Source organism: Nitrosococcus halophilus Nc 4, assembly GCF_000024725.1.
GTDB classification, from domain to species: Bacteria; Pseudomonadota; Gammaproteobacteria; order Nitrosococcales; family Nitrosococcaceae; genus Nitrosococcus; species Nitrosococcus halophilus.
Genome location: NC_013960.1, coordinates 1209833 through 1234029, shown reverse-complemented (window position 1 = coordinate 1234029; position 24197 = coordinate 1209833). Strand labels below are relative to the sequence as shown.

The window sequence follows — 24197 nt, the reverse complement described above, 5'->3', positions numbered from 1 at the left end:
CGCCATGCTCCGTTCCGCCTCTTCTGACACTCCACGCCATATCAATGGAGTGGGCAACTTTTTGGCCCGCTGTGTGGATTGGGTTTACCGGTTAGCCCCCTGGGTGGTTATTGTCACCCTAGTGATCACAGGGGGGGTGTTTTACTATGTGACGGAAAATCTCGGTGTCAATACCGATACCGAGGATATCCTTTCCCCGGATCTTCCTTTTCGGCAAAGCGACAAGCGCTATTCTCAGCTATTTCCCTATTACGAAGACAACCTCATCCTGGTTATCGATGGGGATATTCCCGAACAGGCGTGGGAGGGAACCCAGCGTCTTGCCGCTAAGCTAGAACAAAACGAGGCGTTATTTAAGCGCGTTTACCTTCCCCAAGCCAACGATTTCTTCGAGCGCTACGGCTTAATGTATCTGGATTTACCAGAGCTCGAAGAGATGGCGGATAATCTGGCTCAAGCACAACCCTTTCTCGGCCGGTTGACCCAAGACCCCTCCTTGGGCGGCCTGCTTGAGATGCTCAACGAGCTTATCAAAGCAAAGCATGAAGGGGACACCACCCTTGAGTTGCAGCCTATCCTCGATCCTATTAGTCGGGCCATAGGAGCGACCCTTTCAGGACAGCCTTACACTCTGTCCTGGCAAAAGCTGATGAGCGCGGATCAGACCGCCCCAGAAGAGCGGCGCCAGTTCATCATTGTTCAGCCCCGCATGGATTTCAGCCGGCTCCTGCCAGCAGAGCCCGCCATCGAAGCCATTCGTGCATTCGCCCAGGAACTTCCCCCTGGCATCCAGGTGCGAATCACCGGGGATGCGGCCCTCTCCCATGAAGAATTAGAAAGCGCCATCGAAGGAGGAAAAATTGCGGGGGTCCTGGCCATCGCCATGACCGGCATCCTGCTCCTTATCGGGTTGCGCTCGATTACTCTCCTATTGGCGACCTTGCTGACCTTGATCAGCGGACTCATTCTCACCGCTGGATTCGCAACCGTTGCCATAGGCTATCTTAACCTGATTTCGACGGCCTTCGCCGTACTCTATATTGGTCTAGGCGCCGACTATGCCATTCATTTTTGTTTGCGTTATCAGCGGCTTGTCCATACTGAATTGAATCAGCGAGAGGCCCTGTCCGCGGCAGCCGCTGAAGTGGGAACTTCGCTGGTGCTATGCGCCGTCACCACGACCATTGGTTTTTATGCCTTTATTCCTACCGACTTCTCCGGGGTCTCTGAGCTGGGACTCATCGCTGGTACCGGGATGTTTATCAGCCTAGGGCTCAACCTGGGATTCCTCCCTGCTCTCCTACGCCTGCTACCAGTACCCCCCGCCGGCCCCCAGAGAGCATCAGGAGGGATCTTCGGTTTTCTCTTCCAATTGCCTTTACATTATAAACGCAGCATCCTCTGGAGTAGCCTAGTCTTAGGGCTGGGGGCGCTGGTGCTACTCCCCCAAATGCGCTTTGACTACAACCCCCTCAATCTCCGGGACCCTAGTTCTGAGTCGGTATCGACTTTGCGTGACCTTATTGAAACTGAAACTACTCCGCCCTGGAGCGCAGTCGTATTAACCCCAAATATCAGCCAAGCACAACAACTAGCCCATCAGCTACAGCAATTGGATACCGTGGGGACCGTCGTCACGGTCCAGGATTTCATTCCGGAACGGCAAGAAGAAAAGCTGGCGCTGATTGATGAGTTAGCGTTCCTGCTAGGGCCCCTATTAGGGCCAGCGGAATTGGAACCACAACAGCATGGGGTTACCCTCCGACAGTTTATGGGAACCCTAGAGTCCTATCTTGCCGATCCTGCAGCCTCCCCTTCGCCGGCGGCCTATGAACTGGCAGAGCAATTCCAACAACTGCTGAATCGTCTTAAGCAAAGCGATTATGCCACCCAACGGCAGTGGCTACTCACTCTCCAGCGCAGCCTGCTGGCCACTTTGCCGGATAACCTGGCACGGCTAAGGCACTCGCTGGAGGCCAGCTCCATTACCTTGAATACGTTGCCAACCGACCTCCAGCAACGTTGGACGACCCCCACCGGCATCCAACGAATTGAGATTTTTCCCCAGGAAAACATCGATATCGACAAGACTGAAGACCTACGTCATTTTGTCCAAGAAATCCATAGTGTTGCACCTGATGCCACCGGATCCTTAGTGCTTACCCTCAAGTCAGGGGAAGCGGTCGTAGCAGCATTTCAGCAGGCTTTTACCTATGCCCTCCTAGCAATCACCGCAATATTGCTCTTTCTGCTACGTAACCTCCGGGATGCGATATTAGTCTTGATCCCCCTGCTCTTAGCGGGGATTTTGCTTGGCGCAGCGATGGTGATATTGAACACCCCCTTCAACTTTGCCAACATCATTGCCCTCCCCCTCTTGCTCGGCATCGGCGTTGACAACGGCATTCATATGGTTCGGCGGATGCGCCAAGCGCCCCCAAAAACAGGCAATCCCCTGCAAACCAGTACCGCCCGGGGGGTCGTATTCAGTGCCTTAGTGAGCGCTTGCAGCTTCGGCAATTTATTGGTTACCCCCCATCCAGGGATGGCCAGTATGGGACTTTTGCTCACCGTCGGCGTCGCCCTGACTTTGCTATGCACCCTACTGCTGCTGCCCGCACTACTGATGGCAACCCAAAGTCGCTCCGATCGTGTTTTAAATGGGGAGAATTTAGCAAATGAAGGGGAGGCTAAGCCTATCCGTTGCGGGTAATGACTTTGCTACGAGGAGGCGCTCATAAACCGCCCGTAGGCCGGATTAAGTGTCGCGTATCCGGCAAAACAATACTTGGAATCTCCAGATCTGGAAGACTATCAACTGCTCCCTTGTCACCGTCAAAGGAGCATAAGTTTACCTGGATGTTACATGGTATATTATCGTCTCTAGCAGCAGCCAGGGATGATACCCGCTTTCTTATGCGGCTGCAGTTCCATAAAATAAACAATACAATAAGGTTCATCTAGGTGAAACGGGTCGTTTATATCGCTTTTCTTGCCGGACTGGCGCTGTTTACAGCTTTAGTGGCCTATCAAGGGGTGACTCAAGTGGCCTCTGCCCTAGCCATGGCAGGCTGGGGGCTGTTGGTAGTAGTTCTGTTTCACTTGGTCCCCATGACCGCCGATGGGCTCAGCTGGTATGTATTGCTCGACCGCACTTCTCGGCCACCGTTTCGCACTATCCTGTGGGCCCGTTGGATAGGCGAGTCAGTGGATACCCTCCTGCCGGTTGCGCAAATAGGAGGTGAATTGGTCAAGACCCGCCTGCTCACTCACCATCAGGTGCCTGGCAGCCAGGCAGGAGCCAGTGTCGTAGTCAATCTTACCCTTGCCGTCTTCACCCAGGTCATTTTTACCCTAGTGGGGCTAGTACTCCTGACCCTGTTGCTAGGTGAAGGTAAACTGGCCCAAGGGGTACTGGCAGTAACCGCTTTAAGTGCCTTATCTATCATTGGTTTTTATTGGTTCCAACAGCGTGGCCTATTTGGCTGGCTGGCGCGACGGTTCGAAAACCTCGCTGGTGGCCGCAATTGGCTTGCTTTGGTCGGCGGCGCCGATGCCCTGGATACCGCGGTAGTCCAGCTTTATCATCAACGCCGCCAAGTACTGCGAAGCGCTTCCTGGATGCTCCTCGGTTGGCTCCTAGGAGCTGGTGAAGTCTGGCTGGCACTTTATTTTCTTGATCATCCCGTCGGCTGGATCGAGGCCCTTATGATTGAAAGTCTGGCCCAAGCGGTCAAAGGCGCGGCCTTTCTGGTTCCTGGGGCCCTAGGGGTCCTAGAGGGCGGGTATATCCTACTGGGCAGCCTCATTGGTCTTCCTTATAGTGCCAGTTTAGCCTTAGCGCTAACCCGGCGGGTACGAGAGCTGTGCCTGGGCGTTCCAGGGCTTTTAGTGTGGCAATTCATGGAGGGAAAACGCCTCTGGCGGCAGACCAAATCCGCACAGGAGCGACTTTCCATTGATACTTCCCTAAGTAATTAATCGCTGCCTTTCTTCCTCCCTAATTGCTTGTCTCATTGCCTCGAAACAGCTAGGATTTAGGGCTTTACTAACAAGTCATCTGTTTAGTTTAAAGGAGAGTGACCATTGAATCTTCCACGTAACCCGACTCGCCCCGTCCGCATCGGCAATATCACTATTGGTGATGGCAACCCGATAGCGGTACAGAGCATGTGTGCTACCCACACTCGGGACGTCGAAGCGACCGTAAAGCAGGTCAACGACTTGGTAAAGGCTGGCGCTGACGTGATACGCATTGCGGTAGACACCAAACGGGATGTGGAAGCGCTCATAGAGATCCGGCAGCAAACCCAGGCAAACTTGTCCGTGGACCTGCAGGAGAATTATCGGCTTGCCAAGCTGGTCGCTCCCTATGTGGATAAGGTCCGCTATAATCCAGGACATTTATACCATCATGAACGGCAAAAGCCCTGGCAAGATAAGGTGAAATTTCTGCTAGATGTGGCGGGTGAAAATGATTGTGCCCTACGAATTGGAGTCAATGGGGGTTCGGTTGACCCGGCCAAGGCTTCCCAATTCCCTGAGGGCGACTCCATCTCGCCGATGTTGGCGAGCGCCTTGGAGCACTGTGAGCTGCTGGATGCCCTTGATTTCACCCGCTATTGTGTTTCCCTCAAAGATTCAGACCCCAGGAAGGTCACCGAACTGAACCAACGTTTCGCTGCCGAGCGCCCCGATATCCCCCTTCATCTAGGCGTGACCGAAGCCGGTATGCCGCCGGAGGGGATCATCAAAACTCGAATTGCTTTTGAGCAACTTATTAGCCGTGGGATTGGAGATACTATCCGGGTTTCCCTCACCTTGCCCTTTGACCGTAAGGGAGATGAGATCGAAGCAGGCCGCCAAATTCTCGCTGATATTGCCGCAGGGCGGGTACGCAGTGTGGTGGACTACGGTCTCAAAACCCTCAACATCATTAGTTGCCCGAGTTGTTCGCGGGTAGAAAATGAGGCGTTTATCGAGTTAGCACAACAAGTGAAAGCCATGACGGAATATGCCGCTGATCATGCTGTCACCATTGCAGTCATGGGCTGTCGCGTCAATGGGCCTGGTGAAACCGATGATGCGGATCTGGGTCTTTGGTGTGGACCTAAGGCGGTTAACCTCAAACGGGGTAGTGAAACTCTGGGGAGCTATGGCTACAATGAAATCTTACCCCGCCTGAAAGAGGAGCTTGATGTCATTATCGCAGAGCGAATGGAGACCACCTAAATAATGCTCGTCGAGCAAATTTGGACTGCCAATGCTTACCGTAATTTTAATTACCTGATCGCCTGCCCAGAGACTGGCGAAGCCCTCGCCATCGACCCTCTTGACCATCGCCAATGCCTCGCCACGGCCAAACGTAACGGCTGGCAAATTACGCAGATACTCAATACCCACGAACATGGCGACCATACGGGGGGCAATCGAGCCATGGTTGCCCAAACGGGGGCCAAGTTGCTCGCCCACAAAAATGCCAAAGACAAAATAAGGGGTCTCGATCAAGGCCTAGGGGCGGGAGATGTGGTTAAGGTGGGAAAGACTGTGGAGTTGGAAGTCCTCGATACCCCTGGCCATACCCTAAGTCATGTGTGCTTATTCGCCCATACCGATCTCCCGGCACTTTTTTGCGGCGATACTTTATTCAACGCCGGCGCAGGCAACTGCTACCATGGGGGTGATCCCATTGCGCTCTACCATACTTTTATCCAGCAACTTACCAAACTTCCCGATACCACCCGGATCTACCCGGGACATGAGTATATTATCAATAATCTGCGCTTTACCTTGGACCGGGAACCGGATAACGCCCAGGCAATAGCGCTGCTCTCAAAAGTCAAGCTTCAAGATCCCAACCAGGCCTTTGTTTCAACCCTCGCTCTAGAAAAAGAAATCAATACCTTTTTCCGACTCGACAGTCCCACTTTAATTAGGAAACTCCGTGAGGCTTTTCCCGACTTACCAAAGGATCTAGATCCCCAAAAAGTATTTCTCAAATTGCGGGAACTTAGAAACAAATGGTAACGAACTCCTATCTTTTAAATTCTTTTCGGAGAAAAAATTTTCTAGAAAAAAGTTCCAGAAAGCGCCTTTCCTTGACAGGTTACCCCCCCCGTGCTACATCTTAGAGTGTCTTTCGTTTTCTTCTCTAGTCAGAGAGTTATAAAAGAAAACAGAGAATACGAGGGGCAAAAAAACAAAAATAGAATCAACCGACTCAACCCAAACAATAAAGTAGGAGTAAAAAGGAATGAAAGATAAACTAGCTATTGCATTAATCACGGGCGCCTTGATCTTTGCCGGAAGCAGCATTGCTTATGCCAGCGATCATGGTGCTAAAGCCCTAGAGCATGCGGGTATGGCCGCCGCCCATGGTGAAGATGGACATGCATCAGTCCTCTCAAAGCATGCCAAAGAAGCCTTGAAGCATGCGGAAAAAGCAGAAAAGCAACACGCCTCAGCCCATGAGCACATGAGCGCAGGTGTTAAGCATCTGAAAGAAGGAATTAAACACGGCGACATGGGACATGCTGAGGAGGCCACCAAACATATTAACGAAGCCATAAAACACATGGAAGCTGCCCAAAAAGCAGAACATGGAATGGACTAAAGCTGTAAAAGCATACATTCATAGTATCGATTGACAGCAGCAAACCGGGCCAGGGAATAAGCTTCCTGGCCCGGTTTCTTTATGAAGACTGAGATGAAAATACACCCCACTGCGGTGGTTGCCCCCGAGGCAGAGTTAGGCAAAGACGTTATTATTGGGCCTTATGCGGTTATCAACTCCCCGGTAAACATTGGCGAGGGAAGCGTCATTGGGCCCCATACCGTTATCCACTCCTTTGTACGGATAGGACGCCGCAATCAAATTCATGCCCATGCGGTTATTGGCGACACTCCCCAAGATCTTTCTTTCAGTAACCTGGAGACTTGGGTCTCCATTGGTGATGATAATATCTTGCGTGAGGGGGTGACCATCCACCGTTCAACGGATCCCAATGCGCCTACCCACATAGGAAACAACTGTTACCTTATGGCTTACTCTCATGTGGCCCATGATTGCACTATCGGCCAGAGCGTCATTCTCACTAATAACGTTCTGCTCGGAGGACATGTGGAGATAGGGGATAAAGCCGTCTTGGGAGGATCCGCCGTGGTACATCAATATTGCCGAGTCGGCGCTTATGCCATGGTTCAGGGCAATGGTTCCGTAGGCCAAGATGTCTTACCCTACAGCATTGTGGGGGGGCATCCTGTCCGCCACTATCGCCTCAATACCGTTGGACTGCGCCGGGCAGGCATCAAAGGAGAACGTTACCGGATCTTAGAGCAAGCCTTTTGGCAACTTCGTAATGGCGCAGACTTAAGCGATTTGCCCGAAACCCCCGAGATAACCTACCTCAGAGCCTGGCTCGCCACAAAATCAAAGCGTGGTCTTCACCGTTTTGCCGCCAAAAACTCCACTGAATAACGCCGCTCATCCCGTAAGACTAGTTTCTCAACATATTTGGCTGTTGATTCAATTCTTCGCCCCTCAGCATCGCCACCGTGAGTTCGGCAATGGTCTGCTGGGCGCCCGCCCCCAACTTGTCTTTAATCGTGCGAAACTTTTGCTGCATTGCCCTAACTCGATCTTGGTCCTCTAAGAGGCTCAGCGCCTCTCTAGCAATCTGCTCCGGCGAAGCTTCCTGTTGGATCAATTCCGGGGCTATACCTTCACCGGCAATAATGTTGCAAAGCGCAATATGGTTAACCCTGATGAGGAGGCGCCCAATCCAATAGCTCAAAGGTTTCATCTTATAAATGACCACCAATGGCACACCCATCAAAGCTGCTTCCAAGGTCACTGTGCCGGAAGCAACAACCATGGCATCACAAGCTGCCATGACATCATAGGAGCGATTAGGGATAATTTTCAGGGGAAGCCTGCGTCCCTTTAAATAGGGGGCTAAATCAGCTTCTTCTAGGGTCATGGCCAGGGGCAATAAATATTGAATGTCAGGTTCCTGCAAATAAATTTGCTCCGCGGCATCTAATAGTATGGGCAACAGCCGTTTAATTTCGCTACGACGGCTCCCAGGCAGTAAACCCAAAGTTTTACGGTGGGGATCGAAACCAAATTCAGTCACCGCCTCATCACGACTGAATGGGCTTTTCACCTCATCCCGCAATGGATGCCCAACAAAACAAACCGGAACTCCTGCCTGCTCATAAAAGGGCACCTCAAAGGGCAGCACTACTGCCATCATGTCCACTAAGCGGCGAATCCGATGGACTCGATGTTGTCGCCAAGCCCATATTTGAGGACTAATGTAATAAAGCACTTTAATACCCAGCGCCTTGGCCGTCTTGGCTAAGCGGAGATTAAATTCTGGATAATCAACTAGGATCAAAAGATCCGGGCGCTTTTCCTCAAGGAAACGGCGCATCTTTTGGAGCGCTCTATAAATCTCTTTAAAGTGGGATAACACTTCCACCAGCCCCACCACGGCCAGTTGGGAGGAATCAAACAGCGCCTCTGCACCCACCGCCCGCATTCGGGGTCCCGCAATACCACAGAAGCGAACCTGGGGGAACATTTTCTTTACCTCACGGATCAGATAAGCCCCATGCTGATCTCCTGAGGCCTCACCGGCCACAATGGCAACTAAAGGGGTATTATTTTCCAAGCAAGATACTCCGGATAACTTCAATAATCCGATCCACCTGGAGATCACTCAACTCAGGAAAGACTGGCAATGAAAGGCACTGGTTGGCGACCCGCTCGCTGACTGGAAGCGTGATGTCCCCATATGCCTTCTGAAAGACTGCTTGTCGATGGAGGGGAATCGGGTAATAAATCGCCGATGCAATTTCCTTAGCGGCTAGAGCTGCCTGAATTTTGTCTCGCTGGGGGGACAACAACGTATATTGGTGATAAACATGGGTCCTGCCCCTATCCTCATAAGGCGGAATACAATCCGGCAGTTCCGCCAGGGCCGTGCTGTAACGTTGGGCAATGCGCCGCCGCTCAGCATTGTATTGATCAATATATTTGAGTTTTATCCTCAAGATAACCGCTTGCAGTTCATCCAAGCGGCTATTAAAACCTAATTCCGAATGATGATAACGCTGCCAGCTACCATGATCACGCAATCCTCGGAGGTGCCTGGCGACCGGATCAGAAGAGATGGTAATCAGCCCTCCATCGCCATAACCTCCTAGATTTTTGCTGGGAAAAAAACTAAAACAGCCGGCAAAACCCAAGCTTCCAGTCTTACGGCCTGCAATTTCCGCCCCAAAAGACTGGGCGCAGTCCTCTATAATCAGCAAGCCATGCTTCGCGGCAATCCCCTCTAAAGCCGCCATATCAGCCGCCTGCCCAAATAGGTGGACAGGAAGAACAGCCCGAGTTGCCGGTGTAATTGCCGCCTCCACCTGCTCTACATCGATGTTAAATGTTTTTTCATCGATATCGACGAATACGGGGCGAGCTCCTACATAACAAATCGCCTCAGCCGTTGCAATGAAAGTAAAGGGAGTGGTAATCACTTCATCTCCTTCACCAATCCCGGCAGCAACTAAAGCGAGATGGAGCGCATCAGTCCCGGAAGCCACACCGACACCATGGGTTACCCCCAGATAGGCCGCTGCTTCCTCTTCGAATGCTTTAACATTAGGTCCCAGAATAAACTGGCTGCTGGTGAGCGCTTGTGCTAGACCCTCCTCTATTTCCGCCTTGAGAGTTTGATACTGCGCCTTGAGATCCACCATTGGAGTCATAATACTCATTCCCGTCGAGCTAATTTTAAACTATCCACTAAGCATGCCACTGATTTGGAGGGCAATGGCCAAAGCTCGACGCCCTTCCTCGCCACTAACAGGAGGCGGAGTCCCTTCTCTCACCGCTTTTAGGAAAGCTTCAATTTCCGCTTTGATGGCATCACTTTGACCAAAGCGGCTCTCTTCATGGGTAATTTCGGGAATGCTAGGAAACATTTCCTTTGTCCCCTTGCGATAAATACTTAGTATTTTATCCTGAAAGTCAATAGAGATATATGCATCCTGCTGGAATATTCGCATTTTACGTTGTGCTTTCATGCTGACCCGGCTAGCCGTCACATTCGCGACACAATCATTAGCGAATTGGATACGGGCGTTAGCAATATCAATATCGTCGGTAAGCACTGATGCCCCATTGGCATGGATCTCCTTTACCGAGGAATTTACAATACTCAATATAATATCAATATCATGGATCATGAGATCCAACATGACACTCACATCGGTACCTCGGGGAGAAAAAGGTGCCAGACGATGTGACTCGATAAAGCGCGGCATGGAGAGAAATTTTTGTAGAGCTAGTGTAGCGGAATTAAATCGCTCTAGATGGCCAACTTGAAGCACTAGATTATAACGCTTAGCAAGCGCGATTAATTCATCGGCCTCGGCAAGGGTAGCCGTCATGGGCTTTTCTAACAGCACGTGGATACCCTGACTCAAGCACTCCTTGGCTACTTCATAGTGAAGTTGGGTAGGAACCACAATACTGACGGCATCGACTTTACCGAATAAATCACGGTAATCGGTCAGCGCAAGCGTTCCATATTCTCCAGCACTCTGATGGGCGACCGCTGGATCGAGATCCACCACAGCCACTAACTCGGAGCCAGGCAATGAGGCATATTTTTGGGCATGAAAACGCCCTAAATATCCAACGCCAATCACCGCGGTTCTAATCTTATGCTCCCTATCAAATGTCACTTAACCTATCACCTATGGCTGTCATTGAAGACCAGTAAAATTCAGGCCGTGGAGCAACAATAAAGCTCTACTGCATTGCAACAGACCTTTATTAGGTAAGTTCACCCTTCAGGAGCTAAAATTGGAGGCCCCCTAAGCCGCCCCAAGCCGCCCTATTATCTTAGGCTAGCTCCGCGATGGGGCCCAAAATTGGATGATATTTTAACAGCTCTTGAGTAGTAAGTAAGTAGAAATACTTATTTAAAAATTTTTTTTTGCAGCTTATTTAAATTACGAGGCATTTCATCAAAACTATAAAAAAAATATATAAACTTTTTATAAAAAAATTATCATTTAAATGCCTCTAAATCACTTTCACCCACTTCTGGGTGGCGAACAAGAATAATAGAAAAAAGCGGAGGTTGTACACACCTTTCACCCCTTTCCAGCAGTGGCATGAACCCAGGAGTATCCTAAAACCGGGATAAAGGTAGCCACTATAGAGCACCTTATCCACCGCAGGGGACAAGTGGAGGGGGCAGATCAATCAGGGAACAAACTCCTATTTTACGCTTTGAAAAATAAAATTCATGAAAGAGCCGGTAAAATTTGACAAAATCCTGGAACCCGCCCTCCAACGAGGGCTGTATTTTTCAATCTTGGATAAAGCGCTGCTAAAGGTACGGGACCAACAAGATGCGTAAATTGCGAGCGCTAATCATAGAAGATTCCGAAGATGATGCCACCCTGCTTATACACCAACTACAACGAAATGGTTACCGACTATTCGCAAAACGGATTGAAACCCGAGAAGCGATGCTCGAAGCACTTCAAATGCAACACTGGGACATCGTATTCTCAGATTATACGATGCCCTGCTTCAACACCCTGGAAGCCCTTGCTCTCCTGCATGAACACCACCTAGATATCCCCTTTATCATGGTCTCTGGCACTGTGGGCGAGGATCGGGCCGTCGAAGTCATGAAGGCAGGTGCTCATGACTATATCATGAAGGACAGTCTAAGTCGCTTGATTCCGGCAGTGGAGCGGGAATTACGAGAAGCCGAAAGCCGGCGGCAACGACAAGCGGCAGACAATGAGCGCATTCGTCTCAGCTCTATCCTGGAGGCAACACCAGACCTTGTCGCCATCACCGACTTAAAAGGCCGCATCCACTACATCAATCGGGCAGGTCGTCGATGGCTCGGCCTTGACGAAAAAAATCGATGCCCCATGACCCTCTTGACCGATTATCAACCTTTTTGGACAGCGGCTTTAATGGAAAATAACGCCCTACCTTCCGCTCTAGCCGAAGGAGTCTGGGAGGGAGAAATGGTAATCTTGGATTCTAACGGCTCGGAAATTCCCGTATCCCAGGTTATCCTTTCTCACCGGAATCAACAGAATCAAGTCGAATTTCTCTCCACCATTGCCCGGGATATCAGAGAACGTAAACACTACGAACAAGCATTGCAACATCGAGTCACCCATGACGCCTTGACCCATCTCCCTAACCGAATCCTGCTCCGGGATCGGCTGTCTCGGGCTCTCATCAACGCAGAACGGAACCAGCACCTAATTGCTGTTTTATTTTTGGATATTGACAATTTCAAACAAATCAATGATGCTCTAGGGCATCTTGCGGGTGATAATTGCCTCCGCATGGTTGGTCAACGGTTAGCGCAATGTATTCGCACCAACGATACGGTAGGACGCTACGGAGGTGATGAATTCCTCATTATTCTGGGTAACTTACACGCCCCCGCAGATGTAGAAATCATCATAAAAAAAATTCGTGCCGCCCTTAGTCAGCCCTTCAGAATCAATAATCATGATGTCTTTATTACGCTCAGCATAGGAGCCTCTCTTTATCCCCAGGACGGTGGCGATGAGGAGAACCTGCTGAAGTCTTCAGACACGGCCATGTACACCGCTAAGCATACGGGCCGGGATCAATTTCGGTTTTATGCCCCCAAAATGAAGGATCGAGGGCGAGAATTGTTAGCACTAGAAACCGACCTCCGTCGTGCTCTAGAGCGGGAAGAATTTATCCTTCACTATCAACCTCAGCTCGATCTCAGCACTAACCAGATTACTGCCGTGGAAGCACTTGTGCGCTGGCAACATGCCCAGCGGGGACTGGTGTCACCCGGAGACTTTATTCCGCTACTGGAACAAACTGGCCTCATCGTAGAAGTGGGCAACTGGATACTAGAGACGGCCTGCAAACAAGCCCAAGCCTGGTGGGCATGGGGTTATCCTCTTCGCATCGCGGTGAACTGTTCCGCCCGCCAATTTCAACAACATTTATTGGATACCGTACGCCAACTTCTACAAAAATACTCCTTAAACCCTGCCTGTCTAGAGCTTGAAGTCACCGAAAGCGTGGTCATGCAAGATGTTCAGTATGCGACCCATATATTGCAGCATTTAAAAGTAATGGGGGTGACGTTAGCAATTGATGATTTCGGCACTGGTTACTCATCACTGGCTTATCTTAAACGCTTTCCCATCCATAGCTTGAAGATTGATCATTCTTTTGTCCATGAACTCTCTGATGATTCGGAGGATGCTGCTATTGCTGAGGCGATTGTGCTACTGGGCCATAGTCTAGATCTAGAAGTAATTGCAGAGGGAGTAGAGTCAGAGGCCCAAGCCCAATTCTTCCAAAATCGCCAATGTCACCGCATTCAAGGTTATTGGGTAGGACGACCGATGCCGGCAGAAAATCTTTTTCCTTTGATTGAAGCACGCAACATTAAATGCAGGATAGAGAACTAATGTCCTAGCTGAGAAATTCTAAGACCGCATTCACAAACACTTCGGGTGTATCTGCATGCACCCAGTGCCCAGCACGGGGGATAGCCATAATGTTCGCTTTAGGAAACTTTTTTCTAATCTCTATCTCTTCACCCTTTTGGATGTAATCAGAACGTTCGCCTTTAACAAATAAGGTAGGACCTCGATACGTACCTCCCCCTTCTATCGCGGCGCAAATCGATCGATAATTACGATGTAGATCATCCAAGTTTATACGCCAACGATAACCATTTTTACCTTTATCCAGGTTTGTTAACAAAAATTGCCTTATGCGGTGATCGGGCAGTGCATTGGATAGCGCCTTATCGATTTCCCTGCGGCTGTCATAAGCGGATGGATTTAAATCCCCTAAAGCTTCGAAAATGAAACGGTGCTCTGGAGGATAAGCACGAGGCGCAATATCCACAACCACCAATTGGGTGACCCGTTCTGGAAAATCCAAGGCATACTGCATCGCAATCTTACCTCCCAGAGAGTGGCCTAGCAAAGTGGCCGCGCCCATTCCCAGCTGATCCATAAAGCTGGCTAAGTCTCTGGCTAAAGAGGGATAATTAAAGACTTTCTTATGGGGCGAACGGCCATGGTTGGGCAGATCGACGGTAATGACTTGGAACTGGCGGGCAAACTGAGATGCCAAACTCCGCCAATTATCCATGGAGCCGAATAAACCATGCAAAATAATAAGGGGGAGGCCATTCCCCTGAATTCGGTGATGAAGTAACATAAGAAACGCTTTACATCCGAGTATAATATTATATGCTTCCTGGATGAGAGAACGCTAGAGTCTATCCTATGGAAGCCAAAGATTACCATCCTTCCGCTAATTCTCGATAGCGCTTCTTTGGGCATAGAAGACCAAGAATACCGCTACGGAGGCCGTCTGCCATGGCATGTCTTCAAACCCTTTGCGGTTTCAAATTCCACAAATCATACCCTATTTCCGGCGAGCGGACAGTTTTAGGGCGACATTCTGATTGCAGCATCGTGTTCGACGACAAAACGGTGAGTCGCCACCACGCCCAAATTCTCCAGATTGACCAAAAATACTATCTTGAAGATCTTAACAGCAGTAATGGCACTTATGTAAATGGTCAGCAGATTCAAGGTCGCCATCGCTTGCAAGAGAACGACCAGGTCACGATGGGAGATATCTCGGTGGTGTTCCATATGGAGGGGCCTCAAGAGACGACCATAGCCCCAAAAACAGAAATTTTATCGGCAAAGGCGAATACGCCAAGCAGGTCACGGGTAATCACCGAACTGTCAGGATCCTATAAGTCACAGATCATTTCAATGATAGACGCAGGAGACACCCGTTCAAAAACACAGTTTACCATCAACACTGAAGCTAAGTTAGCCGCGCTGTTACAAATCACTAAAGATCTCAGCTCAACCCTAGAAATGGATCAGGTCTTTAATAAGGTGCTTGAAAGTTTATTCAACATTTTTATTCAGGCCGATCGGGGTTTTCTCATATTGCGAGATGAAAAAAACCAAACCTTTAAACCCCAGGTAATTAAATACCGGCGCATGCCTGATAGAGACAAAATTCGTATTAGTCACACCATTATCGAGCAAGTGATAAGAGATAAAACAGCGATCCTCTCAGCCGATGCTGCTAGCGACTCTCGTTTCGACACCAGCGAAAGCATTCTAGATTTGCAGATTCGATCCGTCATGTGCGCCCCACTGATTGGGAGTTCTGGAAAATCCTTCGGGGCCATTCAGCTTGATACTGCCAATCCTAAAGAACATTTTCGGCAAGATGATTTAAATGTGTTGGCTACTGTTGCCTGCCAAGCAGCCTTTGCCATAGAGCATGCTCAATTACATGAAGAGGCTTTAAAGAAACATGAGTTAGAGCGGGAGTTGGAGTTGGCCGACAAAGTCCAACATGATCTCCTCCCCAGTTCGTCTCCCTCCGTTGAAGGCTACGATTTTTTTCATTTTTATCAATCTGCCCATCAAGTGGGCGGAGACTATTTTGATTATATTCACCTCCCGGAATCAAAATTAGCTATTCTTTTAGCCGATGTTTCCGGTAAAGGGATCTCTGCAGCTTTAGTCATGGCTAAACTCTCGGCGGAGACTCGGTGCTGCCTGGAAGCCGAATCATCACCCGCGAAAGCGCTTTCTAGGCTTAATAAAAAATTTATACAACGGGGCTGGGAAGATCGTTTTGTCACCCTAGTGATGGTTATCCTCGACCCTCTTCAACATACCGCTACCGTGGTGAATGCCGGGCATCTTCCTCCTTTTCTGCGCCATGCTGATGGACAAGTTGAAGCCATTTGCGCAAAAACAGCCGGTCCTCCTTTAGGCGTCCTTCCAGACTATCATTATGAAGCACTCCAGATAACCCTTGCTCCTCAGGACAGCTTGACGATATTTACCGATGGTTTCAACGAAGCAATGAATGAGGAAGATGAATTATTTGGTCTGACGCGAATCCGTACTCAATTACAAGCTCACGCCTCAAATGCTGCCACCATAGGCACTGAACTCATCGAGGCTGTAAAACAGTTTATGGGTCAACAAACACAAAGCGATGATATGTGTTTAGTCTGCTCTTTCCGGGCTAAATAAATCTCTTAAGAGTTAATTCAGAACCGATTGTTTTCTCTCTGAAAACTCAGGGGTGATAACTCTGGACGATCACTGCGGTAGACTAAAAAGGCAACCACTTCAGCCTCAGCAGTTTTTTCTCCCCCTCCAAAGAGTTCGCAGGTTAAGAGATATTTGCGTTCATTTTTAATATCCGTAACCCGAGCCCGCAACTCCAGAGGACTGTCCATGGGCGTAGGCTGAAGGTAACGGATATAAAGGCTGCCGGTGGCAAAGCGATAATGGGGCGCTGAGCCTAAAGGACGATGCTCATTGCGAACGGCGGTCGCCATAGCGGTCGCCATGCAATGACAGTCAATAAGGGTGGCAATGATACCGCCACAGGTAATACCCGGCCACCCCTGATAGGCGGCTTGGGGTTGCCAAAAACAGACCGCTTCATCCCCTTGCCAAAAGCTTCGGATATGCAACCCGTCGGGATTTTCGGTGCCACATCCAAAGCAAACTTTGTCAGGCATATAATCTTGAAAATATTGTTGCTGTGTCATGCCAAAATGTAAAAATCCATCGGCTTTGCCAACAAGTGATGATCACCCATTCCAGTGCGCTTACTTCAATGGATGGCTGCTAGCTCCTTGCGCTGCTCCTCCAGACCCTCCCAAAATGCCGCCACTCCTTCTAGCATTTCATTGCCATAATGGATGAATTCATCTTCTTTGATGCCCTGGGTAAAGTAGATCTCTTCCAATTCTTCCTGAGTATGGCGGGCATGCTGGGCCTCAAGCCGGCTATGCCAGGTAAAAAAGGCCAATGGCAAGGCCATTCCAGTACGCTCATTAAACTTAGAAAACCCTTCGATAAGCTCTTCCCAAAACCCTGCTGCCGCCCAATTCTCCACGGCATAACTGGCCGCCTGGGATACCTTATAGTCTTCGCTGCCATAGAGGCGGTTCAGTTCATCGCAGAAAAATAAGGTGGCTTGCGTACCATGGCTTCGCTTACCCACATCATTAAAACCTAACCCTAGCTTGTAGGCAATCCGTAATAACCACTCAAAATGAGCCGCCTGAAACCGGAAAATGCCTCCTTCCACACTCCCTTCGGTAGAAACCAGGTTAGGGTCTGTTTCACGCCCAGGGTCTAAAGTTTTTTGGGTCTTCCGTTTACCAGGATTGAACACTACGCCAATCTCATTGGCAAGAATTTCTTTCGATGCCCGCATACTCTCCAAGGAATCGGCATTGATGGTTTTCAGCAATTGGGCGATTAAAAATCGGTTTGAAAATACGGAGAATTGCACAATGAAGGCTTTCACCTGTTCCAGATTCTGCTCGCCCTGCTTGAACCATTCCGTATAGCGGTTGTGGAGAATAATCCGATGGCTCAACAGCTCTTTGTTGATCCGGTCTTGAAAAGACAAAAACCGTCTCGCCTTGGAAGTAGAATAACCCGATTTTCCTTCCATCAGGGCCTGTAGGGAAGGCGCTGTCAACCCAATGAGATGGTGTTTTGCAGCGAAATCATGCAATTGATGTGCAGATGTATTCATACATTTCACCTCCTAAAAATTGCCTAGCCGGCGGAGGCAAAGCACAGCCATCCTCTCTTGGGGACCTTTACCAATACAGGATTAAACTCTGTGCCCAACAAACTATCCTTAAAATTATTAGACCTGACCACCCCAGCAAAATTCCACCGAAATTTAAAATATAGCATTTCTTGTTTAAATGAGACCTAAGGCGCTTGGGGCAGGCGTGACCAGACACACTGTAAACCCGTCCCTGGAAGCTCGACGTCGGCTTACCACGCCAGGCTTTCCTGCCCTGGCGGGCAAGTCCAGCCCGCCCCTTCCTGGGACGGGCGTTCACCGGTCTGCGTGGGTCCACCGGACCCACGGTCCCGGCTCACCCCTGCCGCCGACGGTCTGGTCACGCTAACCCCAAGCCCAATGAAGTTCCATCTAAATGGGAACCACTATACTTAGGTAGCGTCCCATTAATACTCCGGTGATGCCTGCCGGAAATGCTCAAGGGCGGTACAGTGTCGATAAATGTCATTGAGACGGGGATAGGGACTGAGATCGCAATCAAAACGGCGGGCGTTATAAACCTGGGGGACAAGGCAAATATCCGCCATCGTCGGACTATGGCCATAGCAGCACAGGCCCGTGGCCGGATGGGTCGCCAAATGGGTCTCCAAGGCGCTAAATCCCTCTTGGATCCATTGCTGGTACCACTCCTGCCACTGCGCCTCACTATGCCCCCACTGATCAATGAGATATTGCCGCACCCGCAGGTTATTGAGGGGATGAATGTCACAAGCGACCAACTGGGCAAGAGAACGGACATAAGCCCGCCCTTTAAGATCAGCCGGCAACACAGGGGGGTGGGGGTAAAGCTCATCTAAGTACTCGATGATAGCCAGGGACTGGGTCATCACCGTCTCCCCCTCCACCAAGGCGGGCACTAATCCTTGAGGGTTAAGCTTCAGATAAGCGGGCTGTCGTTGTTCTCCTCCATGGCGGAGAAGATGGACGAACTGGGAATGGTATTCAATCCCCTTGAGATTAAGGGCAATGCGTACCCGATAGGCTGCCGAGCTACGAAAATAAGTATAGAGGGTCAACACCGGCGCATTTCCTGTTCAATCGCCCCAAAAATAGATCGTCCTTGGCTGTCCTGCATCTCGATACGCACCCGATCCCCATAGCTCATGAAGGGGGTCACCGCCGCTCCTTCCTCGATGATTTCCATTACCCGGCGCTCCACAATGCAGGAATAGCCCCGGTGCCAGTCAACATTGGACACCGTCCCCGAACCGATGAGAGTCCCTGCAATCAAGGAGCGGGTTTTGGCCCCATGGCTGATGAGTTGAGGAAAATCAAATTGCATATCCTCGCCCGCATCCGGTTCCCCGAACAGCTTCCCATTCCAATAAGTCCGCAAGGGAAGATGGACCTTAGCCCCATCCCAGGCGGGTCCCAGCTCATCCGGGGTCACCACCACCGGGGCCAAGGCGCTGGCAGGCTTGCCCTGAACAAAACCAAAACCTTTGGCCAGCTCCGAGGGTATTAAATTGCGCAAGGAGATATCGTTGACCAGCGTGAGTAACTTGATATGAGACCGGGCTTGGGCAGGCGTGACCCCCAAAGGCACATCGTCCGTAATCACCACCACTTCGGCTTCAAAATCCACCCCAAAAGCGTCGTCGGCCACGCAAATCGGCTCCTGGGGCCCCAGAAAGTGGTCCGACCCGCCCTGATACATGAGGGGATCGGTCCAGAGGCTAGGCGGCATCTCCGCCCCCCGGGCCTTGCGCACCCGCTCCACATGGCTTAAATAGGCGCTCCCATCCAACCATTGGTAGGCCCGGCGTAAAGGGGCAGCCAATTGTTCCACTTCCAGGGCAACGCCCTCTATTTCGCCTCCGTTGAGAGACTGATAAATGTTCTCAAGCTTGGGAGCCATGCTTGCCCATTCATCCAGGGCCTCTTGGAGGGTGTTGGCAATCTGGGGTACCGGTACCGCCCATTGAAGATCCCGGTCCACCACCATCAAGGTCCCATCCCGGCTCCCACTATCCAAAGTGGCGAGTTTCATAAAAATCTCCGTTTATCGATACCCTAAAGCTTCCAACTTAAACTAGGGTCTGTTTACTTCCAAGAATCCACATAACCGGTCCACTCCACCCCAGGAGGAAATTCCGCCACTTCTAAGGCATCCCGGGCATCGACCATTACCGCCACTTCATTGGTTTCTTTACGGAGGGCCTTCTTTCCTGCTTCAAAAGCCTTGGGGTGAGGTCCGTGGGTAATGCCGCTAGGGTGTAAGGTCATCATGCCGGGGTGAATATTGTCCCGGGAGAAAAACTCCCCCTGGTGATAGAAAAGGACCTCATCATAGTCGTCGTTATTATGGAAAAAAGGAACCTTTAAGGCCCCGGGATCACTTTCGATAGGACGAGGACAAAAAGTACAGACCACAAACCGACTGGCGGCAAAAGTCGTATGGGCTGAGGGCGGGATATGATAGCGATGGCTCATAACAGGCCGGATGTCCCGCCAATTGAGGCGCACCGGGAGCAAGGTCCCATGCCAGCCCACCGCATCCAGAGGATTGAATGGATAAATAATGGTGCTCAAAGCGCCCCGGCGCTTGACCACGACCCGCCATTCACTTTCAGTCTGTTGGGCCAAAAAGCTCTCATCAATCTCCGGGGTATCCAACACTGCGGGATCAAAAACGGCATGGCTACCCACAATCCCTTTGTCCGGGAGCTGATAGCTGTCTGCGGTAGCCTCCAGCAACAGCAGACAAAGAGGGTTCTCGGTTTCTACCCGCCAAAGGGTTCCCCGGGGTAAGAGGATATAATCCCCTTCACGAAACGCTAAATGGCCATAGTCGCAATATAAATCCCCGCCCCCCTGGTGGATAAATAACAATTCGTCACCATCAGCATTGCGCACCAAATGGTCCATAGAGCTATCCGTCTTCCAGAGGCGAAACTGTAAGTGGGGGTTACTGAGTAGTCGGAAAGCATTCCAGGGGGAAGTTTGATTGGCTTCAAGCCGGGTGGTATCAAAGGCTCGTGGCCGCAAGGGACCCTGCACATCGCTCCAACCCGTTGGCGGATGACGATGATACATTTGGGTGGAAGGGCCATAAAACCCTTCCTTACCCAGCTCCCGCTCGTAGCTTTCAGGCGGAAGATCCGCATGGGCCTGCTTTGAGGCGACCCCTTCTATTTTCGGTAATGTAATCCAGTGACTCATTTCAAATCGCCCCCCGCTTTATTTGATCCTGCTCAATCGCCTCAAACAAGGCTTGAAAATTGCCTTCCCCAAAGCCCTGATTACCCTTACGCTGAATGATCTCGAAAAAGATGGGGCCAATCATGGTTTGGGTAAACAGTTGCAGCAATAAGCCCTGCCCTTGCTGCGGCGCCCCGTCAATCAAAATCCGATCCTGGTGCAAGCGGGCCAGATCTTCACCATGCTGAGGTATTCGCGCTTCTACAGCATCATAATAAGTATCCGGCACCCCCATAAACTCAACTCCCTGGTGATGGAGAGTCTCTACCGTCTGGTAAATATCCTCGGTGGCCAAGGCAATATGCTGGATTCCCTCTCCATGATAGGCTTCTAGGTACTCTTGAATCTGGGATTTTTTATCTGAAGGCTCATTGATGGGAATACGAATCTTACCGCAGGGGCTGGTCATGGCCCGGGACTTGAGCCCCGTGGCCTTGCCATGGATATCAAAATAGCGAATTTCTTGAAAGTTGAATAAACGCTCATAAAAGTGAGCCCAGTGATCCATCCGGCCTTCAGGAACGTTATGAGTCAAATGATCGATGTGGGTTAATCCTACCCCCTGGGGATTCCTGGACACGCCGGGAATAGGCATAAAATCCACGTCATAAATGGATTGTTCACCGTAGCGATCAACGAAATAAATCAAACTCCGTCCGATTCCCAAAATCGCCGGGATATTCAGCTCCATGGGCCCAACCGGAACATGAAACGGCTCAGCCCCTAGCTTCACCGCCCGTTCAAAAGCAGCGGCAGCATCCCGAACCCGGATGGCAAAGGCGCAAACCGATGGCCCATGGACCCGGGCAAACGCCTGGGCAAAACTGTGGGGCTCATGGTTGATGATAAAATTGATGTCGCCCTGCCGGTAGACAGTCACGTCTTTGTGACGATGTCTGGCCACCGCCACAAAACCCATCCGCTCAAACAAGCGGGCCAAAACACCGGTATCCGGGGCGGTGAATTCAATAAATTCAAAGCCATCGGTACCCATGGGATTCTCAGGTAATGTAAGCATGGCAATTACCTATAATTCAGTGAATAGGCTTAAAGACTTCTATTTTTTATAGACCATGGGGAGCTAGGAAAGAGTTCCAAAAGCAAGGAAACAGATGGCAAGAGAGAAAAGAGATTGCCTAAAATCAAAAACTCAGCATCCCTCCCACACCGTGACTAATCGGTCCACGGCAGTATCGATTTCTTCCTCGGTATTGAGAATATCCGGCCCTAAGCGCAAATAGCCCTCCCGGGCATCGGTCCGAACACCCTGGGCCGCCAACCTTTGGGACAGCTTCGCCGCCTCGGGATGGGGAATCGCCACAAAGGCGCCACAGTCTGTAAGGGAGCCAAAGACTTTGATAGCGCGGCCGGCTAATCTTTCCCTTAAGCGAGATAATTGTCCTAAAGAATAAGTCCGCAGCCGCTCCACGCCGAGGGCTAAGGTCAAATCCAGTCCAGCTCTGGCCTGGTAAAAGGGCAATATGGCAGTCGTGGATTCAAGAAAAGCATCTCCCCCCCGAGCAAAGCGGGGAGGTGAGGGTCGCTGGAAGGCAAAGGGGGCCTCCTGGGCAAACCAACCCGTATCCAAAGAAACCAGGGAACCGTCTAAGTGGCGGGGATGTAAATACAGCCAACATGCGCCTGGACCGCCGCGTAAGTATTTGTAGCAACCCCCGATGACAAAATCAGCTCCCAGTGCTTCCACCTCTACCGGGAACACCCCGACAGCATGGTAGAGGTCAACCAATACGCGAGCACCCCGATCCTGAGCAGCCCTCGTGAACTGCTTTAAATCAGCCAGTCTCTGGCCGGTGACAAACATGACCATGGAGATCACCACCAGATCGGTATGCTCCCCCATGGCCGTCAGAACATCCTCCAGATGGTAATGCCCCTCCTGATCGGGCTCCACAAAGGTCAAGGCAATTCGATCCCGCTGGGCATAAACCTTCAAAATAAAATCAATAGAATTGAACTCGCCTCGCGTGGTGACCACCTGGATTTTTTGGTCATAGCAATTGAGTACCGCCCGTAGCGCCTGACCGGCACTGGCTTTAGGCACGACACAGTCTGCACGGGGAGCCTGGAGTAACTGGGCCATTTGCTCCCGAAAGCCGTGGATCGCTCCTTGCCAGTCTTCCCAGGCCTCATCCATGCGCTGATACCAACAATCCAGGCCGGTGGCCACATCTTGGGCAGTGCGGTCCAAGGGCCGGCCTAAAGAGTGATTGGCAAGATAAATTTCACCTGCTGAATGGCGCAGAACCCGGGAAAAAAGTGGATGAATGTGGGAAATTAACCCCGCCTCAGTCAGTGGTCCCACCCCCAAGGCCCGGACCGCCTGTTCAATCTCCGACACTACCAATCTCCGTGCGCACATCCAACAATTCCGGGAAAAAAGTAAAATCCAGGGCCTTTTTGAGATAGGCCACGCCTGCTGATCCCCCCGTCCCTACTTTATAGCCGATGATCCGTTCCACCGTTTTCATATGACGGAAACGCCACAGTTGGAACTGCTCTTCCATATCCACGAATTTCTCACACATGGCATAGGGGTCCCAATGCTGCCGGGGGTTCTCATAAATCGCCTTGAACACGGGGATGAGTTTAGGATTACGTTGGTAGGGCAAAGACCAGTCCCGCCTTATGGATTCCTGGGGCACGGCATAACCTTGCCGATACAAGTGGCGCAGAAATTCATCATAAATGCTGGGCCGTTCCAGAATCGCCTGCAATTTGGCATAACTTTCAGGATCATCCTTAAAAATTTCCAGCATCGCTCGCCGTTTATTCCCTAGCGTAAATTCAATGGCCCGATATTGCATGGACTGGATTCCCGAAGCCTGCCCCAACACATGGCGGAATTGGGCATATTCACTAGGGGTCAAGGTGGCCAATACCCCCCACTGGGAAAACAACTGAACCTGAATTAATTTGATACGGGCAAAAATTTTAAAACAAGGCTCCAAGGTATCCGCTTTCATATAGGCAATGGCCGCCTGCAATTCATGCAAAATTAACTTCATCCACAGTTCTGTGGTTTGGTGCTGAATAATAAATAACAACTCATCGTGGTGAGGGGGATCGCTGCGAGGATTTTGAGCACTCAGTACCTGATCTAGACAGAGATAATCTCCATAGGTCATTTTGTCTTGGAAATCCGTTTGGATTTCCCCTTCAAAGCTAGTCTCTGGTCTCTGGTTTGACATGACGATCACTTTAATTAATAAAGAACATAAATTTAGTGGAGAAACTTTCAATTACTCAGGATGTC

21 protein-coding genes are annotated in these 24197 nt (G+C 50.5%); 9 read left to right on the top strand and 12 right to left on the bottom strand.

What is annotated here, in order from left to right:
* Positions 1-4: 4 nt before the first annotated feature.
* The 6 genes from NHAL_RS06085 (at position 5) to lpxA (ending at position 7477) form a co-directional block, all read left to right on the top strand.
* Positions 5-2713, top strand: coding sequence for an MMPL family transporter (locus NHAL_RS06085; protein WP_013032288.1), 2709 nt, complete (start codon positions 5-7; stop codon positions 2711-2713).
* A gap of 251 nt (positions 2714-2964) precedes the next feature.
* Positions 2965-3981 (top strand): HpnL family protein, encoded by a 1017-nt coding sequence (locus tag NHAL_RS06080; protein WP_013032287.1) that lies wholly within the window; start codon positions 2965-2967, stop codon positions 3979-3981.
* Between the two features lie 105 nt (positions 3982-4086).
* The gene (locus NHAL_RS06075) at positions 4087-5232 is read left to right on the top strand and encodes a flavodoxin/ferredoxin-dependent (E)-4-hydroxy-3-methylbut-2-enyl-diphosphate synthase (RefSeq protein ID WP_013032286.1); all 1146 of its coding nucleotides are present in this window, start codon (positions 4087-4089) and stop codon (positions 5230-5232) included.
* Between the two features lie 3 nt (positions 5233-5235).
* Positions 5236-6027, top strand: a complete 792-nt coding sequence (locus NHAL_RS06070; protein WP_013032285.1) for a hydroxyacylglutathione hydrolase — start codon at positions 5236-5238, stop codon at positions 6025-6027.
* Positions 6028-6253: 226 nt separating this feature from the next.
* Complete coding sequence (gene smbP / locus NHAL_RS06065; protein WP_013032284.1) at positions 6254-6613, top strand: small metal-binding protein SmbP; 360 nt, start codon at positions 6254-6256, stop codon at positions 6611-6613.
* Between the two features lie 93 nt (positions 6614-6706).
* On the top strand, positions 6707-7477 hold the full coding sequence (gene lpxA, locus NHAL_RS06060) for an acyl-ACP--UDP-N-acetylglucosamine O-acyltransferase (protein WP_041355462.1): 771 nt from the start codon (positions 6707-6709) through the stop codon (positions 7475-7477).
* A gap of 19 nt (positions 7478-7496) precedes the next feature.
* On the opposite strand, the gene lpxB is transcribed toward lpxA, so the two are convergent.
* The 3 genes from lpxB to NHAL_RS06045 are packed head-to-tail and all read right to left on the bottom strand — an operon-like array spanning position 7497 to position 10749.
* A complete protein-coding gene (lpxB, locus tag NHAL_RS06055; protein WP_013032282.1) occupies positions 7497-8675 on the bottom strand; it encodes a lipid-A-disaccharide synthase in 1179 nt (392 codons plus the stop codon).
* Positions 8665-9768 (bottom strand): DegT/DnrJ/EryC1/StrS family aminotransferase, encoded by a 1104-nt coding sequence (locus NHAL_RS06050; RefSeq protein ID WP_013032281.1) that lies wholly within the window; start codon positions 9766-9768, stop codon positions 8665-8667. The genes lpxB and NHAL_RS06050 overlap by 11 nt, the downstream gene beginning before the upstream one ends.
* 30 nt (positions 9769-9798) lie before the next feature.
* Entirely contained in the window at positions 9799-10749 is a 951-nt protein-coding gene (locus NHAL_RS06045; protein ID WP_013032280.1) for a Gfo/Idh/MocA family protein, read from the bottom strand.
* Between the two features lie 675 nt (positions 10750-11424).
* Here NHAL_RS06045 and NHAL_RS06040 point away from each other — a divergent pair.
* Positions 11425-13509 carry a putative bifunctional diguanylate cyclase/phosphodiesterase gene (locus NHAL_RS06040; protein WP_013032278.1) on the top strand — a complete coding sequence of 695 codons (2085 nt, stop codon included), beginning with the start codon at positions 11425-11427 and terminating at the stop codon, positions 13507-13509.
* A gap of 4 nt (positions 13510-13513) precedes the next feature.
* Here NHAL_RS06040 and NHAL_RS06035 read toward each other — a convergent pair whose 3' ends face one another.
* The gene (locus NHAL_RS06035) at positions 13514-14272 is read right to left on the bottom strand and encodes an alpha/beta fold hydrolase (RefSeq protein WP_013032277.1); all 759 of its coding nucleotides are present in this window, start codon (positions 14270-14272) and stop codon (positions 13514-13516) included.
* A gap of 161 nt (positions 14273-14433) precedes the next feature.
* Between NHAL_RS06035 and NHAL_RS06030 the strand changes: the two genes are divergently transcribed.
* A complete protein-coding gene (locus NHAL_RS06030; protein WP_013032276.1) occupies positions 14434-16134 on the top strand; it encodes a SpoIIE family protein phosphatase in 1701 nt (566 codons plus the stop codon).
* Between the two features lie 17 nt (positions 16135-16151).
* On the opposite strand, the gene NHAL_RS06025 is transcribed toward NHAL_RS06030, so the two are convergent.
* Together NHAL_RS06025 and NHAL_RS06020 are read right to left on the bottom strand one after the other, a co-directional pair.
* Entirely contained in the window at positions 16152-16661 is a 510-nt protein-coding gene (locus NHAL_RS06025; protein WP_013032275.1) for a PaaI family thioesterase, read from the bottom strand.
* A gap of 65 nt (positions 16662-16726) precedes the next feature.
* A complete protein-coding gene (locus tag NHAL_RS06020; protein ID WP_013032274.1) occupies positions 16727-17662 on the bottom strand; it encodes a hypothetical protein in 936 nt (311 codons plus the stop codon).
* Positions 17663-17867: 205 nt separating this feature from the next.
* Between NHAL_RS06020 and NHAL_RS20950 the strand changes: the two genes are divergently transcribed.
* On the top strand, positions 17868-18050 hold the full coding sequence (locus NHAL_RS20950) for a hypothetical protein (protein ID WP_157862489.1): 183 nt from the start codon (positions 17868-17870) through the stop codon (positions 18048-18050).
* A gap of 58 nt (positions 18051-18108) precedes the next feature.
* Here the strand turns inward: NHAL_RS20950 and maiA are convergent, their stop codons facing one another.
* The 6 genes from maiA to NHAL_RS05990 form a co-directional block, all read right to left on the bottom strand.
* Positions 18109-18741, bottom strand: a complete 633-nt coding sequence (gene maiA / locus NHAL_RS06015; RefSeq protein ID WP_013032273.1) for a maleylacetoacetate isomerase — start codon at positions 18739-18741, stop codon at positions 18109-18111.
* Positions 18735-19712 carry a fumarylacetoacetate hydrolase family protein gene (locus tag NHAL_RS06010; protein ID WP_013032272.1) on the bottom strand — a complete coding sequence of 326 codons (978 nt, stop codon included), beginning with the start codon at positions 19710-19712 and terminating at the stop codon, positions 18735-18737. The genes maiA and NHAL_RS06010 overlap by 7 nt, the downstream gene beginning before the upstream one ends.
* Positions 19713-19765: 53 nt before the next feature.
* Complete coding sequence (locus NHAL_RS06005) at positions 19766-20884, bottom strand: homogentisate 1,2-dioxygenase (protein WP_013032271.1); 1119 nt, start codon at positions 20882-20884, stop codon at positions 19766-19768.
* A gap of 1 nt (position 20885) precedes the next feature.
* Positions 20886-21941 (bottom strand): 4-hydroxyphenylpyruvate dioxygenase, encoded by a 1056-nt coding sequence (gene hppD / locus NHAL_RS06000; protein ID WP_013032270.1) that lies wholly within the window; start codon positions 21939-21941, stop codon positions 20886-20888.
* Positions 21942-22073: 132 nt separating this feature from the next.
* Entirely contained in the window at positions 22074-23282 is a 1209-nt protein-coding gene (locus NHAL_RS05995; protein ID WP_203434366.1) for an aminotransferase class V-fold PLP-dependent enzyme, read from the bottom strand.
* On the bottom strand, positions 23269-24132 hold the full coding sequence (locus tag NHAL_RS05990) for a tryptophan 2,3-dioxygenase (protein ID WP_013032268.1): 864 nt from the start codon (positions 24130-24132) through the stop codon (positions 23269-23271). Before NHAL_RS05990 ends, NHAL_RS05995 begins: the two co-directional genes overlap by 14 nt.
* Positions 24133-24197 lie beyond the last annotated feature (65 nt).